The sequence below is a fragment of the Saccharothrix sp. BKS2 genome (assembly GCF_047689505.1).
GTDB lineage: Bacteria > Actinomycetota > Actinomycetes > Mycobacteriales > Pseudonocardiaceae > Actinosynnema > Actinosynnema lopnurensis.
Map to the genome: position 1 here is coordinate 177,884 of NZ_JAUQOL010000015.1, position 13,590 is coordinate 191,473.

Annotated in this window: 7 protein-coding genes; 1 reads left to right on the forward strand and 6 read right to left on the reverse strand. The window is 77.1% G+C overall.

What is annotated here, in order from left to right:
• Positions 1-115 precede the first annotated feature (115 nt).
• From Q5530_RS29865 to Q5530_RS29885, 5 genes are read right to left on the reverse strand one after another with little or no spacing between them, the layout of a single operon-like run.
• On the reverse strand, positions 116-1,948 hold the full coding sequence (locus Q5530_RS29865; RefSeq protein WP_415366151.1) for a hypothetical protein: 1,833 nt from the start codon (positions 1,946-1,948) through the stop codon (positions 116-118).
• Positions 1,945-5,358 carry a DUF5682 family protein gene (locus Q5530_RS29870; protein WP_415366152.1) on the reverse strand — a complete coding sequence of 1,138 codons (3,414 nt, stop codon included), beginning with the start codon at positions 5,356-5,358 and terminating at the stop codon, positions 1,945-1,947. The genes Q5530_RS29865 and Q5530_RS29870 overlap by 4 nt, the downstream gene beginning before the upstream one ends.
• Complete coding sequence (locus Q5530_RS29875) at positions 5,342-6,511, reverse strand: ATP-binding protein (protein WP_415366153.1); 1,170 nt, start codon at positions 6,509-6,511, stop codon at positions 5,342-5,344. Before Q5530_RS29875 ends, Q5530_RS29870 begins: the two co-directional genes overlap by 17 nt.
• Positions 6,508-11,319 (reverse strand): hypothetical protein, encoded by a 4,812-nt coding sequence (locus tag Q5530_RS29880; RefSeq protein ID WP_415366154.1) that lies wholly within the window; start codon positions 11,317-11,319, stop codon positions 6,508-6,510. Before Q5530_RS29880 ends, Q5530_RS29875 begins: the two co-directional genes overlap by 4 nt.
• Entirely contained in the window at positions 11,319-12,167 is an 849-nt protein-coding gene (locus Q5530_RS29885) for a DUF4132 domain-containing protein (protein WP_380631872.1), read from the reverse strand. Before Q5530_RS29885 ends, Q5530_RS29880 begins: the two co-directional genes overlap by 1 nt.
• A 207-nt stretch (positions 12,168-12,374) precedes the next feature.
• Between Q5530_RS29885 and Q5530_RS29890 the strand changes: the two genes are divergently transcribed.
• Positions 12,375-12,533 carry a hypothetical protein gene (locus Q5530_RS29890; RefSeq protein ID WP_415366155.1) on the forward strand — a complete coding sequence of 53 codons (159 nt, stop codon included), beginning with the start codon at positions 12,375-12,377 and terminating at the stop codon, positions 12,531-12,533.
• A gap of 743 nt (positions 12,534-13,276) precedes the next feature.
• Here Q5530_RS29890 and Q5530_RS29895 read toward each other — a convergent pair.
• Positions 13,277-13,501, reverse strand: coding sequence for a hypothetical protein (locus Q5530_RS29895; RefSeq protein ID WP_415366156.1), 225 nt, complete (start codon positions 13,499-13,501; stop codon positions 13,277-13,279).
• Positions 13,502-13,590: the final 89 nt, after the last annotated feature.

A 13,590-nucleotide genomic window follows, 5' to 3' on the forward strand; every position in this document is an offset into this window, starting at 1 on the left:
CTTCCCCACCGCGCGAGCGTGGCACAGGGCACCGACAGCCACCGACAAGCCGGGACCCACCAAGGGGCCACGGGTACGACGCGGTGGGTCTGGACGTACGACTCGCGCCGGGGCGTCAGGGGGTGGTGGCGTCCAGCCAGGCCCGGTGGGCGGCGGCTCGGGTGAACTCGCGGACGTGGAGGCCGGCTCTCAGCCAGGCCAGCGGGAAGGCGTCGCCCGCGTCGCGGACGACGCGGCCGAACGCGTCGCGCTCGCGGTCGCGCGAGGTGGCGGCGAGGTCGGCCAGCAGGTCGGCGGTGGTGGTCAGGCCGTTGGCGGTCAGGGTGGTCACCTCGCGGGAGGTCGACGACACCGCGGCCACCGCCCGGCCGCCCAGGGCGATGCGGTGCAGCACGTTCGCCAGGGGGCGCAGCGGGGGTGGGGTCCGGCTGGCGGGGGTCAGGGTGGGGTTGGCGTTCGGTGGGGGTGGGGGTGCCGGCTCGTGGGCGTGGCTGCCCAGGTGGGAGTGCTGGAGGCGGTCCAGGCCCAGGTCCACGTGGTGGCGCAGGTCGGTGGGCAGGTCCAGGTCGCCGGACACGGCCAGGGCGGTGGCGGTGCCGGGGCGGTCGGGCAGCAGGCGGGCTACGACCTTGAGGCGCAGGCCGGTCGCGGTCGACAGGACGCGCAGGTTGTCGTGGGCGCGGTCGCCCGCGCCGATCAGGTCCACCCGGGCATCGCCCACGGCCACGCTCAGGGCCGGGCCCGCCGGACCCAGCACTGCGGCGTCGAGGAACAGCAGGTCGGCGGCTGCCGGGCGGTGGGTGTCGGGGCGGGTGCGGGCCTGGTGGGCGCGGTCCACCTGGTCGGTCAGGGGTCGGGTCCACAGGGTGGCCAGGGGTGGCTCGTCCCAGGCCGCGCCGGTGGCGGCCACCGCGCGGACCGCCTTGCCGGCGCCCAGCCGGTGGTCCGGTGACGCCGTGCCGCCGGACAGCAGGAGGCCCGCGCGTCCCAGCTGCCGGTGGGTCAGACCGGATTCGCCGACGGCGACCGGTCCGCCGGCGGCGGCCGCGACGCGTTCGGGTCCGCCGGGGGTGATCGCGGGCACCGTCCACAGTCGACCGGTGTCGTCCACCAGGTGCGTGACCACGCCGCCGTAGCCGGAGGTCGCCACCACCGGTTCGGTGCACAGGCCGTGCAGGCGCAGGGCACCGATCGGGTGGTACTCGCGTCGCGCCGTGCCGCGCAGTTCGGCCGGGTCGCCGGTGCCGGTGCGCAGGTCGTGGCACAGGAGCATCAGCTCGACCAGGTCGGCGGTGAGCACCTCGCGGTCGAACGACGAGTCACCGGTGCGGGCCGCGGCCAGGGACGAGGCGATGCGCAGGCCGGTGGTGGCGGCCCGGTGCAGGCCGGTCACGCGTCCGGTGTGGACGGCCCGCAGCAGTTCGGCCCGCACCACCGCGCCGCTGCCGGTCGCGCCGGAGCGCAGGATCGTGGCGCACGCCTGCCACAGCGCGGTGGCCGCCTGCCGCTCGGTCTCGGTCACCGGGGAGGGGGACGGTGAGGAGGTGGAGGGAGGTGAGGGAGTGGGGGAAGGCGAGGAAGCGGGATCGGGGATGAGGGAGGTGGCTGGAGGTGTGGGGGCGGCAGGAGCCGGAGCCTGCGGCGGGGTGTCCGGTTCGGCGATGTCGGCCGCGGCCACCGCGATGCCGCGGTGCAGGCACTTCGGCGCGAGCAGGCAGGAGCAGACCAGGTCGGCCGCGGCGGTCAGGACGCCGTCGCGCAGGGTCCAGGTGAGGGTGGTCTCCGGGTCCAGTTCGGCGCGGGCGGTGTCCGGGGAGCCGGTCACCGTCCACGAGGCGGTCCTGTCCAGGGCCGCGTCCACGCGCTTGCGCAGGCGCGGCGGCAGCGCGTCGAGCACGTCCGCCACCACGACGGGCGCCACCGGCGGCAGGGTCGTTCCCAGGGTCATCCGCGCACCTTCTCCCCCACCCAGCGGGCCAGTTCCGCCGGGCTCAGCGCGGCCACCGGCATCCCGGCCGCCACGAGCGCGCCGGCCACGGACGCCGAGTACCGCGCGACGCCCGTGTCGTCCAGGCTCGCACACCCCAGCACGGTCACGCCGGAGGCCACCAGTTCCCGCACCTGCGCGACCAGCGGCGCGACCGGCCCGCCCTCCTCGAAGTCGCTGATCAGCACCACCATCGTCCGCTCCGGCACGGTCACCAGGGTCCGGGCGTGCCGCAGCGCGCCCGCGATGTGCGTGCCACCGCCCACGCGCACCTCCAGCAGCAGGGACAGCGGGTCGGCCACCCGCTCGCTCAGGTCCACCACCTCGGTGGAGAAGGCCAGGAACCTCGTCGACAGCGCGGGCACCCCGGCGAACACCGACGCGGTCAGCGCCGCCCACACCGTGGACGCCTCCATCGACCCGGACACGTCCACCACGAGCACCAGCCGCCAGTCGGCCGACTTGCGACCGCGCGTGCGGAACACCGGCCGCTCCGGCACCACCAGCACCCGCCCCGAGGCGTCCCGGCGCGCGGTGGCCAGGTTGGCGCGCAACGTGCGCGGCAGGTCGAGGCCGCCGCCCGGCCGGCGGGTCGGGGTGGGCAGCCGCAGGCCGGTCAACGCGGGCCGCACCCGGTTGGCCAGCTGCGCGGTCAGCTCCCGGACCAGCCGCGCCACCAGGGGCCGCAGCCGGGCCACGGCGCCCTCCGACAGGCCGCCCGCCAACGACAGCACGGTGCGCAGCAGCTCCACCGAGGGGCGCACCGACCCGGGGTCGATCTCCAGGGCCGCCTCCAGGCGACCGCCTTCCGCGGCCGCGGCCAGCACCTCCTCGCGGACGCCCTCGCCGAACAGCTCCCGCAGCTCCTCCGACCACTCCCGGACGTCCGGGAAGGGGCTCGAGCGGTCCGCGCCGAGGTCGCCGCCGGACGCGCCCTCGCCCCGGTCCGCCCCGTACAGCTCGTCCAGCGCCGCCGCGTAGCGCGCCGCGCCCGCCGGCCGTTCGCCGCGGGCGCCGAGCACCAGCCGCCACCGCACCGCCACCGGCAGGCCGGTGGGGTCGGCCACCGCGGCGGGCGGCCCGGCGACCGGTTCGTCCACAGCGGACCGCGGCGCCCCCAGGCCGTGCGCCAGCAGGGCCCGCGCCCCGGCGCGCTCGGCCTCCAGCCAGGTCGCGAGCAGTTCGGGGTCGGGCGCGCCGAGCCGGTCGACCGCCGTGCCGGTCCGCTCCTCGACCACCGCGAGCACCCGGGCCCGCGCGGCGGGGCCGATCGAGGTGAACGCGCCGCGCAACGCGGGCAGCCGGTCCAGGAAGTCCTGGTCCGCCAACCGCTCCACCCGTTCCACCAGGCCCTCCAGCGCCTCGGGCGTCTCCAGCAACGACCCGGCCGCCGCGAGGACGCCGGTCAACGCCCGCCGCAGCACGTCCCGCCGCTGCGGCGTGGTCGCACCGTCCACCCAGGACGCGATCCGCTCGCCCAGCGCGGCCGGCGGCAGCAGGCCCAGCAGGACCCGGGCCGCGCCCGCCGCGCCGGCGATGAGCGGCGCGCCCTCGTCGGCCAGCCGGCGCAGGCCCGCCGCGAGCCGCAGGCCGGCGCCGTGGGCGTCGTGCCGCTGCCCCAGTTCCACCAGCGCCCGCGCGTCCTCGGGGTCCTCGGACCCGGCCAGCCCGTCGAGCAGGCCGACCGCCGTGGTCTCCAGCTCCCGCGCCAGCAGCGGGTGCGCGTCGAGCACGTCGCCCGGGGTGCCGGGCAGGTGGCCCGCGCGCAGCCGGTCGAGCAGGTCCAGGGCCGCCAGCAGCTCCCGCAGGGTCGCCGCCGACGGCAGCGTGGTCGCCACGTCCGCGAGCAGGTCCCCGACCAGGTCGGGCAGGCCGCAGGCGGCCGCGTCGGACAGGTCCGCCAGCACGTCGGCGGGGGTGGGCCCGCCGCGCTGGTCGCGTTCGGCCCGGCGGGCGCGCAGCCGACCGCGCGCGGCCTGCTCCAGGGTCGCGCCCCACAGGCCGGCCACCGGCAGCGTCGCCGCCGTCGCCGGGGTCCACGTCGCCGTCCACCGCGTGGTCAGCGCGTCACCGCCGCCGACGCCGGTGGTCGCGGTCCCGGTCGCGTAGCTCACGCCCAGCACCGCGAGCCGCCGCAGCGCCACCTCGCGCCGGGCGTCCAGCGCCGAGCGCAGCGGGTCCAGCCGCAGCACGGCCGGCTCCCGCGAGCCCGGACCGGGCAGCCGCAGGGACGACAGCAGGTCCTCGACCGCGGGCGCCAGGCCGGACCTGGGCGTGCCGGGGGCGAGCAGGCCGGTGCGGTGGCCGACCAGCACGTCACCGGCCGCCCGCGCCACCACGCGCCCGCGCCCCAGCGGTTCGGCGTGGGTGAGCACGGTCTGCACCGCCTCGACAACCTCGCCGCGACCGGGCGCGGGCAGCCCGCGCAGCCGGGCCAGGTCGGTCGCCAGCCGCAGGGCTTCGCGGGCCTCCCCCGGGCCGGCGGGGTGGCCCAGTTCCCGGATGCGGGCGCAGATCCGCACGATCACCGCCGCCGCGGCCGCCTCCACCGCGGCCGGGTCGCCGGCCGCCTCCAGCACGGCCTGCTGCCACTCGGGGTCGCGGATGCCCGCCGGGTAGCCGGAGCGCTCGTCGAGCAGCGCGAAACCGTAGGGCACCAGGGAGGTGACCACCTCGGAGACCGGTGGTCCCGGCGTCTCGTCGAGGGGACCGCCCAGCAGGGCCGGGGCGTGGAAGGAGCCGATCACGGCGGCGCAGCGCCGGTCGCCCACCCGCGCCACCTCGCGCCGCATCCACGCCTCGCGACGCAGGTCGAACGGGTCGACCCCGGTGGCCGCCGCGTCCTCGCGCAGCGCCCAGCCGACCAGCAGCGCGGCCCGCCGCACCGCCTCGGCGGTCTGGCCGGGCGCCGCCGCCTCGACCAGCCGGTCCCACAGGTCGTCGCCGTCGCGGCCGGTGGTGGCCCGGCGCAGCGCCTCGGTCAGCGGCGACGCGCCCCGCTCACCCCGCCGGTGCCCGTCGCCGCGCAGCGCCAGCGGCAGGTCGCACGGCCGCACCTCGACGCCGTTGCGGAACGCCCACCGGATCGCGGCCAGCTCCGGGGAGAAGTCCGCGAACGGGTAGAACGCGAGGTCGCCGCCGTCGCGCGCGGCACCGGACAGCGCGACCGGCGCCACGAGGTCGGGCGCGGCCAGGTGCGGCAGCCACTCCCCCAGCTCGGTGGGCAGCTCGACCAGCAGCACCTCCGGCGCGCACGCCTCCAGCAGGGCGGGCACCACCGCCGCCAGCGCGGGCGAGTGGTGCCGCACCCCGATCAGGAACGGCGCCCGGTGACCGGCCAGGCGGTCGACGACCTCAGGAGTCGAGGACATCGCGCAGTTCCCACAGCCGCCGCCAGGCGCGGGCCCCCGACTCGGCCCGCCGCCGCACCGCCCCGTCCCAGTAGCCGAGCAGGCGGGCCGCGTCGCCGGGGTCGTCCTTGCGCACCACGCCCAGCAGGTGCCCCGGCAGCAGCGACAGCGGGTCGCGGTCGCCGGGGAAGTACGCGTCGGCCAGGCCCAGCGAGGTCGCCACCGACACCGCCTCGGCCGTGCTCATCACGGTGGAGGGCCGCTCGACCGCCCAGCCCTCCTCCGACACGCCGTTGCGCAGGTCCCGGAAGGCGGTCACCAGCGCCTCCAGCACCACGTCGTCCACCGCGAACGGCGCGCCGACCCGCTCCAGCGCCGCCCCGGCCTGCCGGCGCACCAGCGCGGTCTCCGCGGCCAGGTCGCCGATGGGCCCGACCGCCTCGAAGTTGAACCGCCGCTTGAGCGCGGCCGACATCTCCGACACGCCCCGGTCCCGCAGGTTCGCGGTGGCGATCACGGTGAAGCCGGGCGCGGCGTCCACGGCCGAGGCGTCGGTGCCGGACAGCTCGGGCACCGCGATCCGCCGGTCGGACAGGATCGACACCAGCGCGTCCTGCACCTCGGGCAGGCAGCGGGTGATCTCCTCGACCCGCACCACGCCCCCGGTGCGCATCGCGGTGAGCACCGGCGAGGGCACCAGCGCCCGCGGGCTGGGCCCCTCGGCCAGCAGCAGCGCGTAGTTCCAGCCGTAGCGGAGCTGGTCCTCGGTGGTGCCCGCGGTGCCCTGCACGACGAGCCCGCTGTTCCCCGACACGGCGGCGGCCAGCAGCTCCGACAGCATCGACTTGGCCGTGCCGGGTTCGCCGACGAGCAGCAGGCCGCGCTCGCCGGCGAGGGTGACCACCGCCCGCTCCACCAGGGCGCGCTCGCCCACGAACTTGGGGCTGATCACCAGGCGCGCGGGCAGTCCGGCCACCGGTCGCGGCAGCGCCAGCGCGCCGCCGCTGCCCATGACGAAGGTGACCGCGGCCCTGGGGGTGAGCCGCCAGCCCGGCGGTTTCGGGCCCTCGTCGAAGGCCGCCAGGAACGCCAGTTCCTCGCGGTGGGCGTCCTCGGCGGGTTCGACCTGCCTCGGTCCGGTCCTCGGGGGCCCGCTCTGCTGGGTGGCGGTCACCGGCGTCCTCCGGTCTTGAGCTCTTCGTAGGCGGGCGCGTCGCCGTCGAGCACCCGGCGCCACGCGCGGGCGAACAGGTCGGCGATCGGTTCGCGGGGCGCGATGACGCCCGGCGGGGTGGAGGTGAAGCCGAACAGCGGGGCCTTCCACGCCTCCAGCGGCAGGTGGGGCGCGCCGAGCGCGAGCCACCCGCCGGGCAGGAACAGCGAGCGCCCGGCGCGGGCGCGCTTCGCGGTCAGCACCAGGTCGGTGGACGCCAGGGCGGCGCGGGCGGCGCGCAGCCGGGCGGGTTTCCACCCGGTCCAGCGGACCACGTTCGCGTCGGTCGGGTCGGGCAGCGCCAGCAGCTGGAGGTACAGCGCGGCGGCGTCCTCGGGCAGGCCGAACCTCGCCGCGACCTCCCCCACCAGCGGCGGCGCGGACACGGTCGGGTCCTGGAAGCAGGCGGCCGGGTCGACGTGGCCGGGCGCGGTCGCGGAGCAGGCCGCGGTGAGGCCGTCGTCGGCGAGCAGGTCCAGCGCCCACAGCACCTCCCGGTCCCCGGTGATCTCCACCAGGGCGGCCAGCACGTCGCGGTCCTGCGGCTCGAGCAGACCCGGGCGCACCACCAGCCGGCAGTGGTAGGAGCTGTGGCCGATCACGTCGAGCCAGTCGCGGTACCGGTGGGCCACCTTGTCCTCCGGCACGTCCATGCCCAGCAGGGCGCGCACGGCGTCGGTGGAGCTCCACGAGCTCAGGTTGACGGCGAAGCCCGGGTGGGCGACGCGCCGTCTGGTCAGCTCCAGGGCCTCGGGCAGCCGGACGCGCAGCGGCGAGCCGACCGGGAGCCGCTGCGCGAGCCACAGCAGCACCTGCGGCACCGCGACCAGCGCCGGCTGGTGGAACCCGCCGCGGTCGTGGCCGACCAGCTCCCCGCCCTCCAGCCGCAGCTCGGCGTCGGTGGTCAGCCACGGGGTGCGGTCGGGGTTGACCACCCCGGTGACGTACTCGGCCACCTCGCGCACGCCCACCTGCTTGACCGCGTCCACCAGCACGTCGTCCGGCACGGGCGCGCGGTAGCCGTGCTCGTCGGTCCACACCCGCGCGACCGCGTCCACGTCCGGGCCGCGCGTCCACAGCTCGGCCGGGTCGGCGGGCACGGCGGCGGCCACCAGGCGGCGGCGGTAGGTGGTGTCCAGGCCGCCCAGCCGCGCCTTGGCGGCCTTCGCGCCGGCCGCGGACAGCTCCAGCAGCCGCCGGTGCCCGGCGTCCAGGTAGTTGGCCTCCCAGCCGGCGACGCCGGGCATCCCGGCCAGCAGCACGGTGGCCTCGGCGGTGCCCAGGCCGGTGCGCTCGACCAGCGCGGGCACAGCCTCCGGGAACCACGGCGCGGGGCCGTGCTCGGCCAGCGCGTCGAGGGACCGGCGGAGCCGCTCGCCGCCGAACGGCGTGCGCACCTCGTCGGCGTGTTCGAGCTGCCAGCCGGCGGGCAGCTCGTAGCGGCCGGGGGTGCGGGTGAGCTGGAGGCCGGTGAAGCGGCTGCCCGGCTCGGAGCGCCACTGCGACTCCAGCGGGGCGATGAACCCGTCGCCGACCGGGACGACCCGGCGGTGGACGACCGCGTCGCCGGGCGGCACCACCACGTGGACCACGCGCCAGTGGCCGTCGGCCAGGCCGCTGTCGGCCAGGTGCCGCAGCACCAGCACGAGGGCGTCGCGGTGCTCGTCGGGGGTCAGCGGCGACGCGACGCGGTGGACCAGCGCGCCGAGGTCGGGCAGCGCGTGGAACCAGTCCGGGCTGTGCGCCTCGGGCAGCGTGCCGGCCGCCGGTCGGGCGGCGGCCTCCCCGAGGGCGGCGATCAGGGCGGGCAGCGTCGTCGGCACGGCCCCGCTCGAGCGGTGGGAGCGGCGGCCGCCGAACCAGTCGAGCGCGGCGTGCAGGTCCTGCTCGGTGACCTCCGGGCCGGTCGGCGCGGCCTCGGGCCGCACCGCGCGGGCGGCCGCGGCGATCTCGCCGTAGCCGCGGTAGGAGTCCAGGAGGTCCGCGGCCCGGCGCACCAGGTCCGCGATGCCCGTGACGAGCCCGGGGTGGGTGAGGCCGGGCAGCGCCTTGACGATCGCCGCGGACAGCTCGTCGCGCTCGCCCCGCACCAGGGCCGTCAACCGCTGGCGGATCGTGCGCTTGCCCGTCCCGCCCTCCACCGCCGCCGCGGCGAGCAGGTCGTCCACCGCCCGCCTGGTCACCGCGCGCAGCGCGGCGGACCCGGCCTCGTCGCGCGGCCTCAGCAGGTGCCACCAGTCCCGGGGCGGGACCAGCGGCGTGCCCGCCGCGAACCTCGGGTGGCAGCCGCCCGCGGACACCGTGCCGAGCACGGCGCCGTCCTCTGCCAGCAGCGAGACCGAGTCGCGGCCCCCGCTCAGCACCACGTCCGCGCCGGGCAGCCGGAGCAGGCCCGTCGGGCGAGTGGTGCCCGCGGGCAACCGCGCGCGGCGGCCGTCCACGCCCTCGCCGGTCCACGACCGGTCGGCCTCCCGGCGCAGGCGCCAGCCGTGCAGGCCGTCGGCAGCGCCGAGCGGGCTGCCGGCGGTGGCGGGCGTCGCGGGGCGCAGGTCGCAGTCGGCCAGCTGGAGTTCGGCGCCGTCGGCGGCGAAGTCCTCCAGGAACCGGGGCAGGCTGACCCGGCCCAGCTCACCGGTCGCCGGGTCGACCTCGCGCCAGCGCCAGTCCCGGTCGTGGTGCTGGGTCCACACGCCGACGCCGTCGCCGTGGGCCTCCTGCGACGTCGGCAGCTGCGTGTCGCCGGGGCGCACGGCCCGGCGCCCGGTGAAGCGGGCGCCGCCGGTCAGGGCGATCGACGGCAGGGGCAGGTCGCGGCGGTGGTGGTAGTGGTAGCGGCCGTCGTCGTGCTTGATCACCCGGTCCGGCGCGTCGCTCCAGTAGGCCAGCTCGCCGTCGGGGCCCTGCCAGCGCACCAGCAGGACGCCGTCGAACCAGGACGCGGTCGGCTCGAACGACCACCGGTGGCGGGCGTCGGGCGGGATGCGCGCGACGTGCTCGGCCAGCACCCCGTCCGGGCCCACCACCACGAAGGTCTCGCCGGCGCGCAGCACGAGCGCCGGCCACCCCTCGCCGCAGGCGGTGAGCGCCTGGCCCTTCGGCACGGAGGGCTCCAGCCGGGCGACCGCCTCCTCCAGCGCGGGCCAGCCCAGCTCGTCGAACAGGCCGGCGCGCAGGGTCCGGTGCAGGGCGGCGGCGACGTCGGTGGCGGCGATCGACTCGGCCGCCTCGGGCACGTCCGCGAACGCCTCGGGCAGCCGCAGCACGGCCAGCCGGTCCAGGTGCCGTTCGAGGTCGGGCAGGTTGGTGGCGGAGACGGCCGCGGCGCGGGAGGTGAGCAGTTGGCGCAGCGCGGCGCGCAGGCCGGGCACGGCGGTGGCCGACCGCAGCACCTCCGGGCCGACCACGCTGGGCCGGGCGTGGTTGCGGGCGTGCTCGGCCAGGCCCTCGCCGAGGGCGGCGCCGAACCGGTCGGACGCGGCCAGCGCGGTCAGGTCCCGGCGGCCGGGCTCCTGGTCGGCCAGCCACCCGGTCACGTCGAACCGCACCTCGTCGCGCTCGCCGTGCGCGACGGGCACGCCGCGGGAGACCAGCAGGTCCAGCAGGTCCAGCTCGCCCTGCCGCCAGTAGCGCAGCACCTTCACCGGCACGGCGTCGGCGACGAGCCGGTCGGCCATCCGCCCGACCAGGTCCAGCAGCCGCTGCGAGCGGCCGACCGCGCGCCAGCCGCCCGACCGGACGCCGACCACCGACGACAGCCACCCGGCGGGGTCGGCGGGCACCTCGCCCGCGGGTCCGGTGAGCGCGGCGGTCGCGCCGCAGGCGTCGAGGACGTCGAACCAGGTGTCCAGCGCGGCGGTCGAGTCGGGCACGAACGCCAGCAGCCGGGCGCGCACCTCGGCGTCGCCCTTCGCGACGGCGACCAGGGAGTCCCGGTAGGACTTCCAGAACCCGGCGCCCGCGCGGTTGATCGCGGAGCTGTCCAGGACGGCGCGCAGCAGCCGCTCGTCCTCGGCGCGCGGGGTGCGCTTGGCGGCCTTGGCCAGCCGCCGGAGGTCCTCGGGCATACCGGTGTAGGGCGGGAGGCCGCCGCGCGTGCGCTCCACGCACAGGGTGAGGAACAGCTCGTAGGCGTCGTCGGGGTCGTGCTTGCGGGCCAGGCCCTTCGCGTGCGCGGAGAGCGCCTTGGCGGTCAGCGCGCCGGCGAAGGCGAACTCCAGGAACACCTCGCGGATCCGCGCGGGGTCCACCGCGAGGTCGTGCACCTCCTCGGCCTCCCGCGCCTTGCCGAACATGCTCGCCGCGTAGGTGGGGTTGCCGTGCTGGAGGAAGATCCGGCCCGCCTGCTCGTAGAAGGTGGGCAGGAAGTGCGGCGCGGAGCGGCCGAGCATGTCGCCCAGCGCGGTGAAGCCGTCCTTGGCCGCGCCCGCGCGGGACTTCGCCGTGCGGGCCAGGCGCTCCACGTCCTTGACGAGGTTGAGCGCGTGGTGGGCGTTGGCCGGGTCGTGCACCAGGGCCCAGGCGGGGAAGCCGAGCGCGCTGCGCCGCCCGGTGCCCACACCGGTGACGCGCGCCGGTTCCCCGAAACCGAGGTATTCGCAGGTCAGGTCCTCGGCCCGGCCCAGCACCGCCGGGGTCAGCCGGACCACCACTCGGTCGTCGAGCGCCGGGTGGGTGTAGTGGCGGGCGGTGATGGTGTCGCGGTCGTCGCCCGCGGTGTCGGCGCCGGGCAGCACGGCCCCGGCGTTGATCAGCACCTTGTCGTCGGACATCACGCCACCGCCGCTTCCTCGACCACGCGCCCGGCGTGGATCGCCGAGGCCATGCGCATCCCCTCGGACCACGCGACCGGTCCGACGTCGGGCAACGCCAGCGCGGTTCCGTCCTCCAGCGCCCAGCGCAGGTCGCCGGTCCAGGTCTCGCCCTCGGGGTAGTCCGAGCCGAGCCAGTAGCGGGCCTCCACCACGCGGCCGTCCTCGAACGCGGCGTAGACCGCGTCACCGCCGCGCACCGGGTAGCCGAGCGTGCGGCACCGGCCGAGGGCGTGGTTGAGCTGCTCGAACTTCCCGCCGGCGTAGTCGTCCACGGACCGCTTGCCGGCCAGGTCCGCCGGGCGGGCGAAGGTCTGCCGGAACAGCTGCTGCGCCTTCTGCTCCACGCCCAGCTCCGCGCCGAACTCGCGCAGCTCGTCGAGGTCGTCCAGCAGCACCGGGTGCGGGATGCGCACCGCCTCCGGTCGCGTGCGGACGGTGTCGCCGTCGAGGGTGACCAGACCGAGGCCCCGGTCCGGGTCGGCGTCGCGCAGGAAGCCGACCTCGTCGTCCGCGGTGACCACGAGGTCGCGCAGCGCGCCCGCCCACGCGGTGTCCGCCCAGACCTCGGCGATGAGCGCGGTGGGCACGGGCAGCGACCGGACCATCCAGCCGTCCACAGCGGACAGGCACTCGGCCTCGTGGCGCGCCAGCCACTCGGCGAGCTGCCGCAGCTGGACCACCCGCGGGTCCTCCTTGAGCGAGGCCGGCACGGAGGAGAGCAGCTTGCCCTTGCCGTTGCGGCACTGGACGCGCCCGTTCTCCCCCAGCCTCACCTGGTACCCGGACGCGGCGTCGAGCCAGCCCACGGTGTCCTCCTGCGAAGTCGTCCTCGGTGTGTTGGCGGGGAGGCTAGCGACGGGGTCCGACAAAACGATCAGGAGGACGGGTTCGCAACCTCGTCGTGACCGGTCGGGGGCCGGTGGGGAGTCCGCCGTGTTGCGGGTCGGGTCCTTTACCTCAAGCCTTTCCCAAATCCACTACAGGTGTGACCTGCATCTCCCTATTCTGCTCGCATGAGACTGCTGTTCTGGATCGCGCTGACCAGCGCGTTGGCGGTCGAGGGGGCCATGGTCCTGCCGTTGCTGGGGGGCTTGGTGATCGTCGGCTGCGCCGACGCGCGCTTCTGGCGCGGGGTGCGCGCACCTCGTGCTCGGGATTTCTTCATCGGTTGACCACAAGACGGGACCACTGTCGAATTGCCTGCCGCACAATGCAAGAGGGCTGCCCACGAGTAGCTCCGCGGTGACGCTCCGCGCCCGGTGCGGGTGTTGACCGGACGGTGCGTCGCCGGGGCGGTCCTGTCGCCGGATCGGCGGGGTCCGGTGGCGCGGTGCGGGTTGCCGAATCCCGGCCGGTTCGGGGATCAGCCCGGCCGGTCGAGGTCGTCGAGTTGGCGCTGTGTCCGGGCGGCGTCGTCGCGGCCCTGCTCTTGGTACAGCCGCAGCGCTTCCCGCCACACCGCGCGAGCCCGCTCGTGGTCCCCCAGGGCGGCCAGGGGGTGATGTGGTGGCGGCCTCCGGGAGCGCGGTCCACCAGCGAAGCGTCGGTCAGCGCCCGCAGCACCGCGTACGTCTTCCCCACCGGCAGGTCGAGGAGGGCGGCGGTGGCGGGCAGCCCGGCGTGCGGTCCGGGGATGGTCCCCAGCAACGCGAACGCCAGGCGTTGCCGGTCGGTGAGCCGGCGCAGGGACCAGGACAGCACCGCGGGCAGGCCGGCGGCGGGGTCGGTGTCGTGGTCGAGCGCTTCAAGGCCCGCGCCGCGCAGTTCGGTGGCGAACTCCGTCAGCGGGTGGTGGGGCGGGTGGCGGCGCCGCGAGTGGCGGTGGTCAGGGCCAGGGGCCGGTGTCCGCACAACCCGATCAGCTCGTCGGCCGCGCCGGGCTCGGCGGCCACGCGCCCCGCACCTAGGCGCGCGGTCACCACGGTCCGGGCCTCCTCGTGGGAACGGACCCGTGCACCACCTGCCGCACCTCGACCACCGCATCGCGACCGGCCTGGACCGTCACCGCCGAGCCCGATGCGACCACGTGCTGACCGGTCCCGGCCGGTAACGCGCCGCTGCCACCGGCCACCTCGTCCGTCATGCCCACCTCGTCCCGGTCCCACCGGTCGACCACCGGCACGCACACCATCGAGCCCATCGGGCGCCGGCACACCGCAGGTCTGCGGACGAGAGGGGCGGAGCCGGCTCCCTCGCCGTGCCGGTTCCGCCCCGGGCCACCGGGAGCGG

What these genes read in the sequence shown, in the direction of transcription:
- Q5530_RS29865 (WP_415366151.1), bottom strand. Translation starts at nt 1,948, where the DNA reads ATGACCCTGGGAACGACCCTGCCGCCGGTGGCGCCCGTCGTGGTGGCG.
- Q5530_RS29870 (WP_415366152.1), bottom strand. Translation starts at nt 5,358, where the DNA reads ATGTCCTCGACTCCTGAGGTCGTCGACCGCCTGGCCGGTCACCGGGCG.
- Q5530_RS29880 (WP_415366154.1), bottom strand. Translation starts at nt 11,319, where the DNA reads ATGTCCGACGACAAGGTGCTGATCAACGCCGGGGCCGTGCTGCCCGGC.
- Q5530_RS29890 (WP_415366155.1), top strand. Translation starts at nt 12,375, where the DNA reads ATGAGACTGCTGTTCTGGATCGCGCTGACCAGCGCGTTGGCGGTCGAG.
- Q5530_RS29895 (WP_415366156.1), bottom strand. Translation starts at nt 13,501, where the DNA reads ATGGGCTCGATGGTGTGCGTGCCGGTGGTCGACCGGTGGGACCGGGAC.